General features: G+C 64.5%; 16 protein-coding genes. 4 read left to right on the top strand and 12 right to left on the bottom strand.

The annotated features are described in order from the left end of the window. Positions 1–13: 13 nt before the first annotated feature. The 10 genes from AC0L3K_RS27755 to cysG all read right to left on the bottom strand — a co-directional run bounded on the left by AC0L3K_RS27755 (position 14) and on the right by cysG (position 9,203). A complete protein-coding gene (locus AC0L3K_RS27755; protein WP_219682889.1) occupies positions 14–517 on the bottom strand; it encodes a CAP domain-containing protein in 504 nt (167 codons plus the stop codon). A gap of 90 nt (positions 518–607) precedes the next feature. After that, positions 608–1,645, bottom strand: coding sequence for a sulfate/molybdate ABC transporter ATP-binding protein (locus AC0L3K_RS27750; protein WP_354200424.1), 1,038 nt, complete (start codon positions 1,643–1,645; stop codon positions 608–610). After that, entirely contained in the window at positions 1,635–2,546 is a 912-nt protein-coding gene (cysW, locus tag AC0L3K_RS27745; RefSeq protein WP_473367275.1) for a sulfate ABC transporter permease subunit CysW, read from the bottom strand. Before cysW ends, AC0L3K_RS27750 begins: the two co-directional genes overlap by 11 nt. Positions 2,547–2,556: 10 nt before the next feature. Then, positions 2,557–3,342, bottom strand: coding sequence for a sulfate ABC transporter permease subunit CysT (gene cysT / locus AC0L3K_RS27740; RefSeq protein WP_007599849.1), 786 nt, complete (start codon positions 3,340–3,342; stop codon positions 2,557–2,559). A gap of 87 nt (positions 3,343–3,429) precedes the next feature. Next, the gene (locus tag AC0L3K_RS27735) at positions 3,430–4,443 is read right to left on the bottom strand and encodes a sulfate ABC transporter substrate-binding protein (protein WP_088941139.1); all 1,014 of its coding nucleotides are present in this window, start codon (positions 4,441–4,443) and stop codon (positions 3,430–3,432) included. A 112-nt stretch (positions 4,444–4,555) separates the two neighbouring features. Beyond that, positions 4,556–5,287, bottom strand: a complete 732-nt coding sequence (locus AC0L3K_RS27730) for a phosphoadenylyl-sulfate reductase (protein ID WP_007599847.1) — start codon at positions 5,285–5,287, stop codon at positions 4,556–4,558. Next, positions 5,284–5,799: a DUF934 domain-containing protein gene (locus tag AC0L3K_RS27725; RefSeq protein WP_007599845.1), complete on the bottom strand. Its 516-nt coding sequence runs from the start codon at positions 5,797–5,799 to the stop codon at positions 5,284–5,286. The genes AC0L3K_RS27730 and AC0L3K_RS27725 overlap by 4 nt, the downstream gene beginning before the upstream one ends. Further along, entirely contained in the window at positions 5,786–7,441 is a 1,656-nt protein-coding gene (locus AC0L3K_RS27720; RefSeq protein ID WP_007599843.1) for a nitrite/sulfite reductase, read from the bottom strand. The genes AC0L3K_RS27725 and AC0L3K_RS27720 overlap by 14 nt, the downstream gene beginning before the upstream one ends. Before the next feature lie 11 nt (positions 7,442–7,452). After that, positions 7,453–7,770 carry a DUF2849 domain-containing protein gene (locus AC0L3K_RS27715; protein WP_007599842.1) on the bottom strand — a complete coding sequence of 106 codons (318 nt, stop codon included), beginning with the start codon at positions 7,768–7,770 and terminating at the stop codon, positions 7,453–7,455. Beyond that, on the bottom strand, positions 7,767–9,203 hold the full coding sequence (cysG, locus tag AC0L3K_RS27710) for a siroheme synthase CysG (protein ID WP_007599840.1): 1,437 nt from the start codon (positions 9,201–9,203) through the stop codon (positions 7,767–7,769). The genes AC0L3K_RS27715 and cysG overlap by 4 nt, the downstream gene beginning before the upstream one ends. Before the next feature lie 245 nt (positions 9,204–9,448). On the opposite strand from cysG, the gene cysD reads away from it, so the two are divergent. The 3 genes from cysD (at position 9,449) to AC0L3K_RS27695 (ending at position 14,715) form a co-directional block, all read left to right on the top strand. After that, positions 9,449–10,243 (top strand): sulfate adenylyltransferase subunit CysD, encoded by a 795-nt coding sequence (cysD, locus tag AC0L3K_RS27705; protein ID WP_026232781.1) that lies wholly within the window; start codon positions 9,449–9,451, stop codon positions 10,241–10,243. A gap of 19 nt (positions 10,244–10,262) precedes the next feature. Next, a complete protein-coding gene (gene cysC, locus AC0L3K_RS27700; RefSeq protein ID WP_007599836.1) occupies positions 10,263–12,179 on the top strand; it encodes an adenylyl-sulfate kinase in 1,917 nt (638 codons plus the stop codon). Between the two features lie 370 nt (positions 12,180–12,549). Then, entirely contained in the window at positions 12,550–14,715 is a 2,166-nt protein-coding gene (locus AC0L3K_RS27695) for a malate synthase G (protein WP_354200427.1), read from the top strand. Between the two features lie 152 nt (positions 14,716–14,867). On the opposite strand, the gene AC0L3K_RS27690 is transcribed toward AC0L3K_RS27695, so the two are convergent. Beyond that, the gene (locus AC0L3K_RS27690) at positions 14,868–15,023 is read right to left on the bottom strand and encodes a Thivi_2564 family membrane protein (protein WP_007599832.1); all 156 of its coding nucleotides are present in this window, start codon (positions 15,021–15,023) and stop codon (positions 14,868–14,870) included. Positions 15,024–15,297: 274 nt separating this feature from the next. Between AC0L3K_RS27690 and AC0L3K_RS27685 the strand changes: the two genes are divergently transcribed. Then, on the top strand, positions 15,298–17,391 hold the full coding sequence (locus AC0L3K_RS27685; RefSeq protein ID WP_219682894.1) for a methyl-accepting chemotaxis protein: 2,094 nt from the start codon (positions 15,298–15,300) through the stop codon (positions 17,389–17,391). A 167-nt stretch (positions 17,392–17,558) separates the two neighbouring features. On the opposite strand, the gene AC0L3K_RS27680 is transcribed toward AC0L3K_RS27685, so the two are convergent. Then, entirely contained in the window at positions 17,559–18,212 is a 654-nt protein-coding gene (locus AC0L3K_RS27680; RefSeq protein ID WP_473367274.1) for a DUF2865 domain-containing protein, read from the bottom strand. Between the last annotated feature and the right edge of the window lie 10 nt (positions 18,213–18,222).

Raw genomic sequence — 18,222 nt, 5'->3', positions numbered from 1 at the left:
GATCAAGTCTGGCTTATCGGGCGTCCGTCGAGGCCAGGATCATGGTCCAGAACACCTTGTATTTGGTGCCGGGAGCATAGCCCGCCGCGATGCCCAATTTTGTGACACCGCTCTTGAGCATGTTGGCGCGGTGCGGGGGCGAGTCGCGCCAGCCGGAAAACGCTTCCGCCAGCGTATGATAGCCGGCCGAGACGTTCTCGACCGCAACGGTCGCCGGATAGCCGCCGGCGCTGAGGCGCTTAGCCAGCGGCGCGCGGACGTCGTGGTCCATCTTGTTGGCGGCAGCCATGGCCTGGGACTGGGATTCGGCGAGACTCATCAGGGCAGGATCGATCACGACGGTGCCGAGCCCGTTGTTCTGGCGGTATTGCGAGATCATGATCGCTGCCGCCTGCGCATCGAGCTTTGCGCCCGGGACAGCCATATCGGCATACATCGAGGGCTGCTGGACCGGTGCCTCGTTGCCGGCACAGCCGGCGAGCAGCAAAAGGATGAGTATCGCGGCCGCGACGCGCATGAACAGGAGCCCCCAAATCAGGCGCCGTTGTTGCATACCAACCGTGGCTGAAAGGTGAATATTGAGGAAAAATTGACCCGTTGAGTGCGCTCAGGTGCCCGCAAAGATCCGGTAGCGGCGGGGCTCCAGGCCGATCGTGTCGCCGGCGCGCAGTTCCCTGTCGCGGGGAGCGTCAATCTCGATGGTTTCTCCGCCTGATAGTGCCACCTCGGCCCGCTGCACGGGACCGAAATTCCGGACATGCCGCACGGCGCCCTCAAAGGCACCGCTGCCGGGCGGGCCAACCAACATGTCGTGTCGCCGCACGAACAGTCTTGACGCGCCAGGCGCATGCCCGTCTGCCGCGAGCCGAAGCGGCCGGTCGCCGAGCGTGATGAGACCGTCCGCGATCAGGACCGGAAGCTCGATGGATTCGCCGATGAAGCTGTGGACGAAGGCGGTCGCCGGGCTCTCATAGACGTCATCGGGCGAGCCGATCTGCTCGATCTTGCCCTTGTCCATCACCACCACGCGGTTGGCGACTTCGAGCGCCTCCTCCTGATCATGGGTGACGAAGATCGAGGTGACGTTGATCTCGTGGTGCAGCGAACGCAACCATTTGCGCAGCTCCTTGCGCACCTTGGCATCAAGCGCGCCGAAGGGTTCGTCGAGCAGCAGGATGCGCGGCTCGATCGCGAGCGCGCGGGCCAGCGCGATGCGCTGGCGCTGGCCGCCGGAGAGCTGGCTCGGATAACGGTCGGCGAGCCAGTCGAGCTGCACGAGATCGAGCAGCTCCTTGACGCGCGCGCGGATGGTCGCTTCGTCCTTGCGGATCGCGCGCGGCTGCACGCGCAGCCCGAAGGCCACGTTCTCGAACACCGTCATGTGGCGGAACAGCGCGTAGTGCTGAAATACGAATCCGACGTGCCGCTCGCGCGCGCCCTGCGCCAACGCATCCTCGCCGTTGAAGGACACCTCGCCGGAATCGGGCCAGTCGAGCCCGGCGATGATCCGCAGCAGCGTTGTTTTGCCCGAGCCGGACGGCCCGAGCAGCGCGAGCAGCTCGCCGTCATTGACCTTGAGGTCGACGCCGTCGAGGGCTTTGAAACTGCCGAACTTCTTGACGAGATTCCTGACTTCAATGCTCACTTGCGTCATGTCCTTCGTCGAGGTGATTTTCCAGAACGGTCTTGGCGATCAGCGTGATCAGCGCCAGCATCGCCAGCAGCGAGGCGATCGCGAACGCCGCGACGAACTGGTATTCGTTGTAGAGAATCTCGACCAGCAGCGGCATGGTGTTGGTCTCGCCGCGGATATGGCCGGAGACGACGGAGACCGCGCCGAACTCGCCCATCGCGCGCGCGTTGCAGAGCAGGACGCCGTAGAGCACGCCCCATTTGATATTGGGCAGCGTGACGCGGAAGAAGGTCTGCAGGCCCGAGGCGCCGAGCGAGATCGCGGCCTCCTCCTCCTGCGTGCCCTGCTCCTGCATCAGCGGGATCAACGCCCGCGCCACGAAGGGGAAGGTCACGAAGGTGGTCGCAAGCGCGATGCCGGGCACCGCGAACAGGATCTGGATGTCGTGATCGCGCAGCCAGCCGCCGAAATAGCCCTGCGCGCCGAACAGCAGCACGAAGACGAGACCCGAGATCACCGGGCTGACCGAGAACGGCAAATCGATCAGCGTGATCAGGAAGGTCTTGCCCGAGAATTCGAATTTTGCAATCGCCCAGGCCGCGACGAGACCGAACACGAGATTGAGACCAACCGAGATGGCCGCCACCACGAGCGTCAGCTTGATCGCGGACAACGCTTCCGGGTCGGCGAGCGCGGAGAGATAGGCGAGGACGCCCCTTGAGAAAGCTTGTGCGAAGACCAGGGCCAGCGGCAGCACGACGAACATGGTGAGAAAGATCACCGCCAGCGCGATGATGACGATGCGGACCGCCTTTGGCTCGGTGCGGAGATTGTTGCGTGCGGCCGCGGCATGCACGCGTGCCCTGGCGTCCGGAGCCGAAAGTGAGACGGAATCTGCGATCTGCATCGTCATCGCATCCTCCTCAGCGCACAGGTATCCGGCTCTGCGCCCAGCGCTGGAGCCGGTTGACGGCGAAGATGATGACGAAGGAGACGACGAGCATGACGACGGCAATCGCAGTTGCATCGGCATAGCGGAATTCGGACAGCCGGATCACGATCAGCAATGGCGCGATCTCGGAGACATTCGGCAGATTGCCGGCGATGAAGATCACCGAGCCGTATTCGCCGACCGCGCGCGCAAAGGCGAGCGCGAGCCCGGTGAGCAGCGCCGGCCCGAGCGAGGGCAGGATCACGCGAATGATGGTCTGCCAGCGACTGGCGCCGAGACTGCCCGCGGCTTCCTCAATCTCGGGGTCGATATCCTGGAGCACCGGCTGCACCGTACGCACCACGAAGGGGATGCCGATGAAGATCATGGCGACGAAGATGCCGACCGGCGTAAACGCCACCTTGATGCCGAGCGCGGCAAGCGGCGCACCCAGCCAGCCCTTCTCGGCGAACAGGGCGGTCAGCGCGACGCCGGCAACGGCCGTCGGCAGTGCGAACGGCACATCAACGATGGCATCGAAGATCCGCCGGCCGGGAAAGCGGTAACGCACCAGCGCCCAGACGATGATGCTGCCCATCACCAGATTGACACAGGCCGCCGCGAAGGCGAGCCCGAAGGACACGCGTAGCGCATTCAGGGTGCGGCGGCTGGAGAGGATGTTCCAGAACTGCTCGGGGCTGAGCTCGAGCGATTTCAGGAACAGCCCAGCGAGCGGAATCAGGATGATCAGGGTCAGCCAGGAAAGCGTCAGTCCCATGGTGAGACCGAAGCCCGGCAATGTCCGGCGTCGTGCTGCGATTACGCTCACCAGGCCCCCTGCTAAAGCCCCTCCGACGGCGCCCGATCAGTTCTTGTAAATCTGATCGAAGACGCCACCGTCGGCAAAATGTTCCTTCTGCGCCTTGGTCCAACCACCAAAAACGTTGTCGATCGTGAATAGTTCGACCTTGGCGAAGGCGTTTTCGTATTTTTTCGCGATCTCGGCATCGCGAGGACGATAGAAATTGCGCGCGGCGATCTCCTGACCTTCCTTTGTGTACCAGTACTGAAGGTAGGCGTCGGCAGCGTTGCGGGTGCCTTTTTTATCGGCGACCTTGTCGACAATCGTAACCGGCGGCTCGGCGAGGATCGACAGCGGCGGCGCGACGATCTCGAACTTTTCGGGGCCGAATTCCTTAAGCGCGAGATACGCCTCGTTCTCCCAGGCGAGCAGCACGTCGCCGACGCCGCGCTCGACGAAGGTCACGGTGGCGCCGCGCGCGCCGGTATCCAGCACCGGAACCTGCTGGTAGAGTTTTCCGATGAAGTCCTTGGCCTTGTCGGCCGAGCCGTATTTCTTCTGCGCAAAGCCCCAGGCGGCAAGATAATTCCAGCGCGCACCACCCGACGTCTTCGGGTTCGGCGTGATCACGGCAACGCCCGGCTTGAGCAGATCGTCCCAGTCCTTGATAGCCTTGGGATTGCCCTTCCGCACCAGGAACACGATGGTGGAGGTATAGGGCGATGAATTCTGCGGCAGTCGCTTCTGCCAGTCGGCTGCGGTGAGCCCTTTCCCAGCGATGGCGTCGATATCGTAGGCAAGCGCCAGCGTCACCACGTCGGCCTGCAATCCGTCGATCACCGCGCGCGCCTGCGATCCGCTGCCGCCATGCGACTGCTTGATCTCGACGCTCTTGCCGGTTTCCTTCTGATAGGCAGCCGCGAACGACTTGTTGAACTCGGCATAGAGCTCGCGCGTCGGATCGTACGACACGTTCAGCAGATTGATGTCAGCAGCGAGAGCCGAGCTTGCCAAAGAAGCCGTCACGAGGAGGCCTGCCGCGAGCGGGACGATACGGCGCATCATGTCCATCTCCATTTACCTCGACGACATCTGTGTCATCGATGGCATGCGGGCATAACTCGGGTCGAAACGCGCTCAAGTCAACGGAACCGGATTTCCTTGTTCGTAGCCGGGCAGCGCGACTGTGCTACGAAATCTTCATCGTATGGATGCCGCATTCTGTCTTCGCTCGGCCGCGCCAGCGACCGGCGCGTGCGTCCTCGCCTTCGGCCGTTCTGCTGGTGCAAGGCATACACCCAACCGACAGAAAACCGGAGGCGGCCAGTGGATGACGCGGCAATTTGGCGCGGACGAAAATCGCTTCGAGTTCCTCACGCGAGACATTGGCGAAGGGGTTGAACTTCAACCTTGTGCCATCGTCTTCGACCACAGGAATGTCGGCGCGGGTACTGCCCTGGAAGCGCTTGCGACCGTTGAGCCATGCATCGAACGGTTTCAGCGCACGCGCCAGCGGCTCGACCTTGCGAATACGGCAGCAGGCATCCGGATCGGAGAACCAGAGGTCGCGATCGCCATCCTCGCGCGCCAGCGTCTCCTCCGCCGGCTTGATCGAGCGGACATCCTTCAGGCCGAGCATCGCAATCAGCGTATCGCGATAGGCAAGCGTCTCCTCAAACAGCCAGCCGGTGTCGAGAAAAATCACCGGGATCGCCGGATCGACGTCGGCCATGACTTTCAACAGCGTCGCCGATTCCGTACCGAAGGACGACACCAGCGCGAGCTTGTCGCGACCGACCGCCTTCAAGGCCGCTGCGATGACCTCCGCGGGCGAGGCATCGCGCAAGGCACGATCAAGTTCCTGCGCCGAAGGCGGCGCAGAGCCGGATATGGGCGAAACCTGAGGCGCGATGACGCTCATGTGCCGACACCTTCGGAGTGGCGCAGCTGCATGCGCCGGTGCAGCGCGGTGATGCGGCCATCGCCGGTCGGCTGGTAGAACACCGAATAGCGCTTCGCGGTCTGCATGAAGGCTTCCGCGTCGGCCTGCTTCTTGACCTCGAAGGAATCGAAGCCGGCGCGCAGCATGAACACGAACTGGTCGCGCAGCACCTGGCCCGTGGCCCGCAATTCGCCGCGGTAGTTGTAACGCTCGCGCAGCAGCCGCGCCTGGCTGTAGGCGCGCCCGTCGCGGAAGGTCGGGAAGACCAGCGCGACCACGGCGATCTTGCCGAGGTAGGGCACCAGTTCGGCGATGTCGCGATTGTTCGGCCAGATCACGCCGACCTTGCCGGCCCGCTTGAGCAGCGTATCCACCTCGCCGATGAAACGCTCGGCCGGGACCAGGACATCGCCGCTCTCGGGTAGCGGCGTGTCGACGGCGAGCTTGACGAAGCTGTCGTCGGCGATCTTTCCGCCGTTAACGAGTGGCATAGACGCGCTCCTTGAAGGGTTCGACGCCGAGGCGCTTCACCGTGTCCATGAACAGCTCTTCGGGCCGCTCGCGCAGCGCCAGATAAGCTTCCACGATGTCCTCGACCACGTCGGCGACCTCGTCGAACTTGACGCCTGGACCGATCAGATTGCCCAGCGCGGCGCTCTCGTCGGCGCGGCCGCCGATGGTGATCTGGTAGACTTCCTCGCCGTTCTTCTCGACGCCGAGAATGCCGATATGGCCGACATGGTGATGGCCGCAGGCATTGATACAGCCGGAGATGTTGATGTGGAGCCGGCCGATCAGATTGGCGAGTTCGTGGTTGGCGAAGCGCCGCGTCAGCTCCTGCGCGATCGGAATCGAGCGCGCATTCGCCAGCGAGCAATAGTCGAGGCCCGGACAGGCGATGATGTCGGTGATCAGATTGACGTTCGGGGTTGCCAGCCCGAGCTTGTCGAGCGCCTTCCACAAGCCCGGCAGGTCGCGCTTGGCGACATGCGGCAGCGCCAGGTTCTGCTCGTGGCCCACGCGAATCTCACCGAAGGAATATTTGTCGGCGAGATCGGCGAGCGCATCCATCTGCTCGGCGGTGGCATCGCCCGGAGGCGCGCCGATCGGCTTCAGCGAGATCGTGACGATGGAATATCCCGGGTTCTTGTGCGGGGCGACCGAGTTCTTGCGCCATGCCTCGAAATCCGGATCGGCCGCGGCCTGGCGCAGTTCGTCCGGATTGTGCGGCAGCTTCTCGTAAGCGGGGTAGGTGAAACGCGAGCGGATGTCCTCGATCACCTCGTCGTCGATCTGGAGCGAGGAGTTGCGGATATGCTGCCACTCCTCCTCGACCTCGCGCGAGAATTTTTCGATGCCGAGCTCGTGCACCAGGATCTTGATGCGCGCCTTGTAGATGTTGTCGCGGCGGCCGTACTGGTTATAGACCCGCAGGATCGCCTCGATGTAGCTGAGGATGTCGCGGCCGTGGACGAAGTGCTTGATGGTCTTGGCGATGAACGGCGTGCGGCCGAGACCGCCGCCGACCAGCACCTCGAAGCCGGTTTCGCCCTTCTCGTTCTTGATCAGACGCAGGCCGATATCGTGGATCTTGATCGCGGCGCGATCGTGATCCGACGCGGTGATCGCGATCTTGAACTTGCGCGGCAGGAACGAGAATTCCGGATGCAGCGTGGTGTGCTGGCGGATCAGCTCCGACCAGATACGGGGATCCTCGATCTCGCCGGGCGCGACGCCGGCCCACTGGTCCGAGGTGACGTTGCGCATGTTGTTGCCGGAGGTCTGCATCGCATGGATGCCGACCTCGGCGAGATCAGCCAGCGCGTCCGGCAGTTCGGCGAGCTTGATCCAGTTGAACTGGATGTTCTGCCGCGTGGTGAAATGGCCGTAGCCGCGGTCGTATTTGCGCGCGACGTGGGCCAGCGCCCGCAACTGGTTCGACGCCAGCGTCCCGTAGGGGATCGCGACACGGAACATGTAGGCGTGCAGTTGCAGATAGACGCCGTTCTGAAGCCGCAGGATCTTGAACTCGTCTTCGGTGAGCTCGCCGGAGAGGCGGCGCTTCACCTGGTCGCGGAATTCCGAGACGCGCTCGTTGACGAGCGTGCGATCGATTTCATCGTAAGCGTACATGAGAGAATGCCTTAAACCTGGACCGGCTGTCCGATGGTCACGCCGGTGCGGCGGATCTGTTCGCGCAGATTGCCGGGTTCGACCTTGCCGTCGGCGCCGACCTGTACCGGGGCGATATAGGGACCGATCGCGCCGACGTCATCGGCCACGGACTCGGCAAGCAACGCTTTCGCCTCGTCGGAGTTGCGCACGATCGCAGCTTCCGACAGGTCCGCGGACCAGCTCTTGGCGGCGGTACGGTACACCACGATGCCGTCCCAGGTGCGATTGGCGGTCACGACCGAGGGGCCGGCGATCTTGATCTTCTTCTGTTCAAGCGGGGAGGTCATTCGGCTGCATCCAATAGGTCAGAGATGATTTGCTTTGGGGTTTTCTCGGCGGTTTCGCGGCGAAGCGAGCCGGCATGCCGGACCACGTCGCCGATGATGAGAATGGCGGGACCGCCATGGGTCCGGCGCACCAGTTCGGGCAGGTCGCGCAGCGTGCCGATCGCGCCTTGCGCATCGGGACGCGTGACGCGGGCGAACACGCCGACGGGCGTCTCCGGCGAACGGCCGGCGGCCAGGAGACCGGCGCGTATGGCCGGCGCAGCCGTCATGCCCATGTAGACCACGACGGTCATCCTGGTGTCGGTCAGCGTCGACCAGTCCACGACTTCCGCGTCGCGCGCCTTGTGCGCGGTGAGGAAGGTGATGCGGGTGGCTTCATGACGGTAGGTGAGCGGCACCTCGAAATCGGCGGCGCCGCCGAGCCCTGCGGTGATGCCGGGAATGATCGAATAGGCAACGCCGGCGGCACGCAGGGCTTCGACTTCTTCGCCGCCGCGACCGAACACGAAGGGATCCCCGCCCTTCAGCCGCACCACGCGCTGGCCGGATTGCGCGGCCTCAATCATGCGCTTGTTGATGGCGTCCTGCCCGATGCCGGGCTTGCCGACGCGGCGTCCGACCGGCACGCGCGTGGTGTCGCGGCGGATGCGATCGAGAATCTCGGGCGAGACCAGCTCGTCATGGAAGACGATATCGGCGTCCTGGAGCGCGCGCAGCGCCTTGATGGTGAGCAGATCCGGATCACCCGGACCGGCGCCGACCAGCGCGACCGAGCCTTCCGGCTTGTCGGCCCGCGCGAACGCGGATGGATCGGAGATCGCCTTGAGCGCAGCGTCCGCCTCGCTTTTGCGGCCGGCCAGAACGGCGGCGCCGATCGGGCCGTCGATGATGCGCTCCCAGAAGCGGCGGCGCAGCGGAAACTCGGCAATACGTTCGTTGATGGATTTGCGGAAGCCGCCGATGAATTCGGCCAGCTCGCCGATGCGCGCCGGCAGCAGCGCCTCGATCTTTTCGCGCACGCGCCGCGCCACCACCGGCGACGTGCCGCCGGTGCCGACGGCGACGACGACATCGCCGCGATCGACGATCGCCGGGAAGATGAAGCTCGAATGCGCGAGATCGTCCATGACATTGACCGGCAGGCCGAGTGCCTTGGCGCGGGCCGACATCGCCACGCCGACATCGCCGGCGCCGGCGCAAACGACGGCGATGATGCCCGAGAGATCGGCGGTCAGCGGGTCGGCGGCCGCGATGTTGATACGCGCCGCGTCCTCGGAGCTCAGACCCAGGTCCTGATTGCCGTCGATCGCATGCACGCGGATGCGCGCACCGGCAGCGGCCAGAACGCGCAGCTTGGCGCGCAGAAGCTCACCCGCACCGATGAGGACCACCGGACCGGCCTTGAGATCGAGGAACACCGGCAAGAACCGCATACGATACTCGCTCCCCCTAGATCCGGGGTTGACTGGAATTATTTTCTATATATGTGTCGTTTCTAGCGCGCAAAGAGAAAATTTTTTCTTCTCTCTTGCACCGCAACTATAGAATTTTCGCCTCCAAACGCAAAGTGGCAGAGATGCATCTTCTCAAGGACAATTCCACTGCTGGCGGGCTGAGCAGCCCCGCTCTCGCCGAGCGCGTGCCCGCGCAAGAATTTTCTGCCGACCTTGCACCGAGCATGGACCATCTCGACCAACTCGAGGCCCAGAGCATCTATATCTTCCGCGAAGCCTTCGGCCGCCTCAAGAAGATCGCCCTGCTATGGTCGCTCGGCAAGGACTCCAACGTCATGATCTGGCTGGCGCGCAAGGCGTTCTTCGGCCGTCTGCCGTTCCCGGCCCTCCATGTCGACACCGGCAAGAAGTTTCCGGAGATGTATCGCTTCCGCGATCACTACGGCAAGGAATGGGATCTCGATCTGCGCGTCGAGCCCTGCCCGCCGATTGATGCCGTCGACCCAACGCTGCCGCCGGCTGCCCGTTCCGCCGCGCGCAAGACCGAGGGCCTCAAGATGGCGCTCGCCAAATACGGTTTCGACGGTCTGATCGCCGGCATTCGCCGCGACGAGGAAGCGACGCGCGCCAAGGAGCGTGTGTTCTCGCCACGCGGGCTCGAAGGCAATTGGGACGTGCGCGACCAGCCGCCGGAGTTCTGGGACCATTTCAATGCGTCGCCGCCGCAAGGCGCGCATTTGCGCATCCATCCGATCCTGCATTGGACCGAGTCCGATATCTGGGCCTACACCAAGCGCGAGAACATCCCGATCATCCCGCTGTATCTGTCGCAAAACGGCAAGCGCTATCGCTCGCTGGGTGATCAGGACATCACCAATCCGGTCGCCTCAAACGCGTCGACCATCGACGAGATCCTGATCGAGCTCGAGCAGACCAAGGTGCCGGAACGGTCCGGCCGCGCGCTCGACCACGAGACCGAGGACGCTTTCGAGCGCCTGCGTGTCGCCGGCTATCTCTGATCAAGGACGCGAGCGTCGTATGAACATGATCGTCACCCCCGCTTCGCCCGCCACCCCGAACGGCACCACGCGTCCGCAGGTCCGCATCGTCATCGTCGGCCATGTCGACCACGGCAAGTCGACGCTGGTCGGCCGCCTGCTGCACGAGACCGGCAGCCTGCCCGACGGTAAGCTCGACATGCTCAAGGCCGTCAGCGCGCGGCGCGGCATGCCGTTCGAATGGTCGTTCCTGCTCGACGCGCTCCAGACCGAGCGCGACCAGGGCATCACCATCGACACCACGCAGATCCGCTTCCGCACCAATTCGCGCGACATCGTGCTGATCGACGCACCCGGCCACGCCGAATTCCTGCGCAACATGATCACCGGCGCCTCGCAGGCCGACGGCGCGGTGCTGATCATCGACGCGCTCGAAGGCGTGCGCGACCAGACAAGGCGGCACGGCTATCTCCTGCATCTGCTCGGCGTGAAGCAGGTCGCGGTCGTCGTCAACAAGATGGACCGCGTCGACTTCTCCGCCGAACGCTTCAAGGAGATCAGCGACGAGATCTCGGCGCATCTGCAAGGCCTCGGCGTGAAGCCCACGGCCGTGATCCCGATTTCCGCCCGTGACGGCGACGGCGTCGCCGAGCGCACCGACCGCATCGACTGGTACAAGGGTCCGACCGTGGTCGAGGCGCTCGACCGGCTCGAGCCGGCGCGGCCGCTGGAAGCGCTGGCGCTGCGCCTGCCGGTGCAGGCGATCTACAAATTCGACGATCGCCGCATTGTTGCGGGCCGGATCGAATCCGGCAGCCTGGTTGCCGGCGACGAAATCGTGATCATGCCGGCCGGCAAGATCGCCAGGATCAAGACGGTCGAGAGCTGGCCGGTGACGCCGGTCGCAGGACGTCAGGGCGCAGGCCGCTCGGTCGGCATCACGCTCGACCGCGAGCTGTTCCTCGAACGCGGCGATATCATCGCGCATACGAACAGCGCGCCGCGCGAGACGCGACGGCTGCGCGCGCGGATCTTCTGGCTGCACGACAAGCCGCTGGCCAAGGGCGACCAGCTCCTGGTTCGCTGCGGACCGAAGGAAAGCCGCGCCACTGTCGTCGCAATCGAGAAGGCGGTCGATCCCGGCGAGCTGTCGAGCGTCGAGAACAAGGCAATCGGCCGCAACCATGTCGGCGAGATCGACATTTCCCTTTCGAATCCGATTGCCACCGATCCCTACACCGAGAATCCCCGCACCGGCCGTCTCGTGATCGAGGTGTCCGGGCGCATCGCCGGCGGCGGTCTCGTGCTGTCGGTCGACGCCGGTCAGCGCGCTCTGCCCGTCGACATCGTGCCGGTGGAATCCGCGCTGCGGCCCGACGAGCGCTCCGCGCGCTATCGTCACAACGGCGCCGTGGTCTGGCTCACCGGCCTCCCCGCCTCCGGCAAGTCGACTCTCGCAAAAGCGCTGGAGCGGCGGCTGTTCAGCAATGGCGGCTCGCCGATCCTGCTCGACGGCGATACGCTACGCGCCGGGCTCAACAGCGATCTCGGCTTCTCGGCCGCCGATCGCAGCGAGAACATCCGCCGTCTCGCCGAAGTCGCGACGCATCTCGCCCGCAACGGCCACATCGCCATTGTCGCCGCCGTCTCGCCCGCCCGCGAGGACCGCGCCACCGCGCGCCGCATCGCCGACACTGCGTTCCGCGAGATTCACGTCGCGACGCCGGCGGAAATTTGCGAGGAGCGCGACCCCAAGGGCCACTACAAGAAGGCCCGCGCCGGCACGCTCGCGTCGTTCACCGGCATCGGCAACGACTACGAGACGCCGCAAGCCGCTGAGCTCGTGATCGACACCTCGACGCGGACGGTCGCCGAGGCGGCGGACGAGATCGAACGGATGCTCAAGACGACCGGCGTGCTGTTCGACGAACTCGTGGACCTCGCCGCGAATATTTGAGCCGGGCTGCTGCCCCGACCCGTGCTGTCGTCCTGACGAAGGCCAGGACCCATACCGCGTGATTTATCGGTTGGGACGGCAGCAGTACCGGGACGAGTCTTCGCCTAACTCCTCCCTGGGGCAATGGGTCCTGGCTTTCGCCAGGACGACGCCGGGGAGAGATCGCGCCGAATGCTTCAGCAGCGGGCATCAAGGGCACGGCGCGTCCGCGCTCCCCACCTCGTCTTGACATTTTGACAACTTTTGGGGGCCTTCTCACGGCCCCGATTTTGGGGCTAATAAGACCCCGAAAGCCGCTCCTTGGAGCGCATTTTGCTGCTGTCGGGTCAAAAGCAGCCAAAAACAGCCATTTCCAACAAGAAAGCCCATCATGAAACGCGTCGACGCCCACGGATTGAAGATCGCTCCCGTCCTGTTCGATTTCATCGCCAAGGAAGCGGCCCCGAAGACGGGGATCGCGCCGGATGCGTTCTGGGCCGGGCTCGCCGCCATCATCAAGGAGTTGGGGCCGAAGAACCGCACGCTGCTCGCGGTGCGCGACACGTTGCAGGCCAAGATCGACGACTGGCACCGCGCCAACAAGGGCAAGGCGTTCGACCTCAACGCCTATACGGCCTTCCTGAAGGAGATCGGCTATCTCGTCCCGGAGCCGGCGACGCAGAAGGTCGAGACCGAAAATGTGGACGAAGAGATCGGCAAGATCTGCGGCCCGCAGCTCGTCGTGCCCCTGACCAACGCACGCTACGCGCTGAACGCGGCGAATGCGCGCTGGGGCTCGCTCTATGACGCCTTCTACGGCACCGACGCGATCCCGCACGATTCATCCGAGAGCGGCAAGGGTTACAACAAGGCGCGCGGCGACAAGGTGATCGCCAAGGCCAAGGCCTTCCTCGATGCCGCCGTGCCGCTGGCGACCGGCAGTCACACCGACGTCACCGCCTATAGCGTGGTCGCGGGCCAGCTCGCGGTGAAGCTGAAGAGCGGCAACGCCACCGCGCTGAAGAACGCCGCGCAATTCGCGGGCTTCCAGGGCGACGCAGCCGCACCGAGCGCGGTGCTGCTCGCCAACAACGGCCTGCATGTCGAGGTGAAAATCGACCGCACCAGCGCGATCGGCAAGGACGATCCGGCCGGCGTCGCGGACATGGTCATGGAGTCCGCGGTCTCCACGATTCTCGACATGGAAGACTCGGTCGCTGCGGTCGATGCCGAGGACAAGGTGCTGGTCTACCGCAACACGCTCGGCCTGATGAACGGCACGCTGTCGGCCGATTTCGAGAAGGGCGGCAAGACGCTGACGCGCTCGCTCAATGCCGACCGCAGCTACAAGACGCCTGACGGCAAGGGCGAGGTCAAGCTGCACGGCCGCAGCCTGCTCTTGATGCGCAATTGCGGTCACCACATGTTCACCGACGCGGTGCTGGACGAAAAGGGCGAGGAGATTCCGGAAGGCCTGCTCGACGCTGCCGTCTCCGGGCTTCTTGCTGTCCATGACTTGAAAGGCAACTCCAAGGTCAAGAACAGCCGCACGGGATCTGCCTATATCGTCAAGCCGAAGATGCACGGTCCCGACGAGGTGTCGCTGACCTGCGAGATCTTCGACCGCGTCGAGAAGATGCTGTCGCTGCCCGAGAACACGCTCAAGGTCGGCATCATGGATGAGGAGCGGCGCACCACCGTCAACCTCAAGGCCTGCATTCAGCGCGCCTCCAAGCGCATCATGTTCATCAACACCGGCTTCCTGGACCGAACCGGCGACGAGATCCACACCTCGATGGAGGCGGGTCCGATGATCCGCAAGAACGAGATGAAGGCGCAGCCCTGGATCAAGTCCTATGAGGACTGGAACGTCGATATGGGCCTGACCTGTGGCCTGCCCGGCCATGCCCAGATCGGCAAAGGCATGTGGGCCGCGCCGGACAAGATGGCGGACATGCTGGCGCAGAAGCTCGCCCATCCGCAGGCCGGTGCCACCACCGCCTGGGTGCCCTCGCCGACCGCCGCGACGCTGCACGCGCTGCACTACCACCAGGTCAACGTCACCGCGCGCCAGCAGGAGCTCGCCAAGGGCGGCCCACGCGCAAACCTTTCCGACATCCTCACCATCCCGGTGTCGAAGTCGAACTGGGCGCCCGACGACGTCAAGCAGGAGATCGACAACAACTGCCAGGGCATCCTCGGTTACGTCGTGCGCTGGATCGACCAGGGCGTCGGCTGCTCCAAGGTGCCTGACATCCACGACGTCGGCTTGATGGAGGATCGTGCCACCTTGCGCATTTCCAGCCAGCACCTCGCCAACTGGCTGCACCAGGGCGTCATCACCGAAGCCCAGGTAATGGAATCGCTCAAGCGCATGGCGGTCGTGGTCGACAAGCAGAACGCGGGCGATCCCATCTACAAGCCGATGGCGCCCGGCTTCGACGGCACAGCCTTCAAGGCGGCTAGCGACCTCATCTTCAAGGGGCGCGAGCAGCCGAATGGCTACACCGAATACATCCTCACCGCCCGCCGCCGCGAGGCCAAAGGGGCGGGATAGGCCCGAATAGGCGAGCACCAAAAGCCCCGGCTCACGCCGGGGCTTTTTTGTTGGCGCAGCAGCCCGGATGGAGTGGAGCGTAATCCGAAGCCGCTATCGATTGGGGCAAGACCCGGATTGCGCTGCGCTCCATCCGGGCTACGAAAGCGCGGCTAGAACACGGCCAGATATTTCAGTAGCGACACGATGCCGATGATGATGACGACCACGCGCGCGATCTGCTTGGCGCGGCCGTCCATCGGCAGCATGTTGATGAGATAAAGTACGAGAATGACGACGAGAAAGGTGACGAGTACGCCGACCAGCATCGCTAGGACCCCCCTTTAGGCAAAATTGCTGACCCTCTCCTAACGCGCAACTCCCGGCTTGGTTCCATCGACGCAACCCTCTGCAACTTCTAGTAAATACGTACTTCTACGATCAGCCGGCCGGCCTAAAACTTTACCCTTTTCCTTTGAGATGCGGAAACCGTTTGGGCCGTGAGCCGCAAACGGCATGCGATTGCCTCGTCTTACGGGCCCCTTTTTCTGTTGTTGCCGGGGCGACTTCACGAACTTTGTATTGGGAATTGGGGGGACTTCGATGCTGAATCGTCTGACCGTATCCGCGCTGCTGAAGGCGGTGATCGCGATCACGTCGGTCTGCGTGGTGATCGTGCTCTCCCTTACCGCCTACGAGTCCTGGGATCGCCTGAAGACCGCCAATCGCATCTCGCAGATCGCCGACACGTCCGCCGATCTGTTCAAGGCGATGCACAATCTGCGCACCGACCGCTCGACCACGGTCCGCCTGCTGAACGCGACCGAGCCGATGGACGGCGAAATCGAGAAATATCTGCGCGCCCTGCGCGATGCCCAAATGCCCGCCATGGCGCGCGCGCTCGCGCTGCTGCCGGCCATGGACTTTCCGCAATCGGGCACTCTGGTACCGGAGCTCGCGCGCCTCTATAAGCTGCTGATCGAGGAGCAGAAGCAGTTCTGGGAGGATGTCGCCAAGCCGAAGGACCAGCGCCGCGCCAGCCTGCCCAAGGAATACATGGAAACGACGCAGGGCCTGCTCGACACGCTCGACAAGCTCTCGAACACGTTGGCCGCCACCGTCAATCACCTGGACGCCGCGATCGACCAGTTGCTGTCGATCAAACAGAACGCCTGGCTGCTCCGCAACACAGCAGGCGAAGCTTCGCTGATCGTCTCGACCGGGCTGGCCGCCGGCAAGATCACGCCGGAGGGCCGCTACGCCTATACCCAACATGTCGGCGGCACGAGCGCGATGTGGAAGGCGCTGGAGTTGTCGACGGCCGGCATGCAGTTGCCGGCGGGGCTCGCCTCCGCGATGGCCTCCGCCAAGACCTCCTATTTCGAGCCGCAGTATCTGGCCTTGCGCGACCGTCTCGCGGACGCGCTGGTCAAGGGTGAGAAGCCCGAGATGACGGCGAACCAATGGAGCCCGCTCACGGTCGGCCGGATGGCGAGCGCGGTCGCAGTGGCAGAAGGTGCGCTCGATGCTGCCAAGATCCACACCCAGGAGCAGCGCGGCGCCGCAGAGCGCGCACTGATCGTACAGCTTACGCTGCTGGCGCTCGCCGTGGGGCTTGCCGTCGGCGCGATCATGCTGGTCAGCCGCCGCGTCATCACTCCGCTCAACACCATCCGCGACGCCATGCTGAAGGTCGCCGGCGGCGACCTTGCTGTCGACAGCGGCTATCTCGATCGCAACGACGAGATCGGCGCGCTTGCCGGCGCGCTGGAGACCTTCAAGCAGCAGGCCAACGAGAAGCTCACGATCGAGGCGCAGGAGCGCGAACGCAATGCGGGCGCCTCCGCGCGCCAGCGCGCCGTCGAGACCTATGTCGGCGAGTTCGAGGGCGCGGTGCGCAAGACGCTCGGCGAGTTGAGCGAAGCCTCCGGCGAGATGCGCAAGACCTCGGGCGATCTCTCCGCGGTGTCGCGGCAGACCAACGACCGCGTTCAGGTCGCGGGCAAGGCCTCCAACGACGCCTCCATGAGCGTCGACAGCGTCGCCGCCGCAGCGGAAGAGCTCAGCGCCTCGATCAACGACATCAGCCAGCAGGCCGCGCATGCCGCGGGTATCGCCAGCCGCGCCGTGACCCAGGCACGCGAGACCGACGGCACGGTGCAGGGACTTCAGAAGTCGGCCGGTCGCATCGGCGAGGTCGTGGGCCTGATCAACACCATTGCGCAGCAGACCAATTTGCTCGCGCTCAACGCCACGATCGAGGCCGCCCGCGCCGGAGAAGCCGGGCGTGGCTTTGCCGTGGTCGCCTCCGAGGTGAAGTCGCTGGCGAGCCAGACAGCCAAGGCGACCGAGGAGATCTCCGAGCAGATCGCCGACATCCAGAAGGTCGCGGGCGACGCCATCAGCGCGATCCAGACCATCGGTGGCATCATCGGCGAAGTGAACGAGGTCGCGACCGCAATCGCTGCCGCCGTGCAGGAGCAGGGTGCGGCCACGCAAGAGATCACCCGCAGCACTCAGTTTGCGGCGCAGGGCACCAAGAACGTCTCGGACAACATCACCGGCGTCAAATCCGATGCTGACGCTGCTGCCGCCGCCGCCGACAACGTGAAGCATGCCTCCGAGATGCTGGAGAGCCAGAGCCGCCAGCTCGGCCATGAGGTCAGCGACTTCCTCGGCAAGATACGCGCAGCGTAGCGTGGGTATATGGGAACGACGAGCCACACATGCCGGTGTCGTCCTGGCGAAAGCCAGGACCCATAGCCACCCCACTCTGCAAGGGGCAGGCTGGTGGTCAGCGGTGTGGGGGCAACACCGGCATTTGGGGTAATGGGTCCTGGCTTTCGCCAGGACGACCTTGAGGGCTACTCCTTCGCCACCACCGGCACTTGGCGGAATCTTGCGCGCACCGAATCCGGCAGCGGGGAGAAATTCATCGCGACACCGCGGCGGTCGTTGGCATTGCGGCTGGCGACCACCAGGCCGTCGGCGCCCGCGACGATGTCACCCTTGCGCAAGGTGGGATCGTCGTCGACCTTGACCTGAGCGAGCCCGACCGGATCCTTGCCGTTGCAGGTGCAGCCTGAGACAATCTCATTGCGATAGCGGAACGCGTTAGGCAGGTCGGAATAGGATTTCCCCTTCTCCGTCGTCGCGTCGTCGATGTTGCCGCCATAGACCAGCGACGTCTCCGAGGCCGGGCAGAAGCTCTTGCAGGATTGCGCCTTGCTCTCGGAATCGTTTCCCTGCGCCGGGAAGTAACGTCCGTCGCAGCCGCGCACGCAATAGGCCGTGCCGCCGCCATAGGGCGCCCGTTGGCGCGGCGCGTCGTAGCGTGGCGTGTCATCGGTCTGGAACGGCATGCGAATCTCGGGCGCCGGTCGCCCGCGGAAGCCGCCGAACAGCGCCGAGAAAAAGTCCTCCGCATGGGCCGATGGCGTGAGCGCGAGGCCGACGGAGGCAACGGCGACGAACGCCACCGCGCCACCGGCGAGTTTGCCGATCGAACGTCTCTTCATGTGACCTCAC

The organism is Bradyrhizobium sp. MI1.10 (assembly GCF_055811035.1).
The sequence above is the reverse complement of the archived record's forward strand: the minus strand, read 5'-3'. Positions and strand labels throughout refer to the sequence as shown.

Coding starts and splice junctions, on each gene's coding strand:
- AC0L3K_RS27755 (WP_219682889.1), bottom strand. CDS start 517: ATGCGCGTCGCGGCCGCGATACTCATCCTTTTGCTGCTCGCCGGCTGT.
- cysW (WP_473367275.1), bottom strand. CDS start 2,546: ATGACGATGCAGATCGCAGATTCCGTCTCACTTTCGGCTCCGGACGCC.
- cysT (WP_007599849.1), bottom strand. CDS start 3,342: ATGGGACTGACGCTTTCCTGGCTGACCCTGATCATCCTGATTCCGCTC.
- AC0L3K_RS27735 (WP_088941139.1), bottom strand. CDS start 4,443: ATGGAGATGGACATGATGCGCCGTATCGTCCCGCTCGCGGCAGGCCTC.
- AC0L3K_RS27730 (WP_007599847.1), bottom strand. CDS start 5,287: ATGAGCGTCATCGCGCCTCAGGTTTCGCCCATATCCGGCTCTGCGCCG.
- AC0L3K_RS27725 (WP_007599845.1), bottom strand. CDS start 5,799: ATGCCACTCGTTAACGGCGGAAAGATCGCCGACGACAGCTTCGTCAAG.
- AC0L3K_RS27720 (WP_007599843.1), bottom strand. CDS start 7,441: ATGTACGCTTACGATGAAATCGATCGCACGCTCGTCAACGAGCGCGTC.
- AC0L3K_RS27715 (WP_007599842.1), bottom strand. CDS start 7,770: ATGACCTCCCCGCTTGAACAGAAGAAGATCAAGATCGCCGGCCCCTCG.
- cysG (WP_007599840.1), bottom strand. CDS start 9,203: ATGCGGTTCTTGCCGGTGTTCCTCGATCTCAAGGCCGGTCCGGTGGTC.
- cysD (WP_026232781.1), top strand. CDS start 9,449: ATGGACCATCTCGACCAACTCGAGGCCCAGAGCATCTATATCTTCCGC.
- cysC (WP_007599836.1), top strand. CDS start 10,263: ATGAACATGATCGTCACCCCCGCTTCGCCCGCCACCCCGAACGGCACC.
- AC0L3K_RS27695 (WP_354200427.1), top strand. CDS start 12,550: ATGAAACGCGTCGACGCCCACGGATTGAAGATCGCTCCCGTCCTGTTC.
- AC0L3K_RS27690 (WP_007599832.1), bottom strand. CDS start 15,023: ATGCTGGTCGGCGTACTCGTCACCTTTCTCGTCGTCATTCTCGTACTT.
- AC0L3K_RS27685 (WP_219682894.1), top strand. CDS start 15,298: ATGCTGAATCGTCTGACCGTATCCGCGCTGCTGAAGGCGGTGATCGCG.
- AC0L3K_RS27680 (WP_473367274.1), bottom strand. CDS start 18,212: ATGAAGAGACGTTCGATCGGCAAACTCGCCGGTGGCGCGGTGGCGTTC.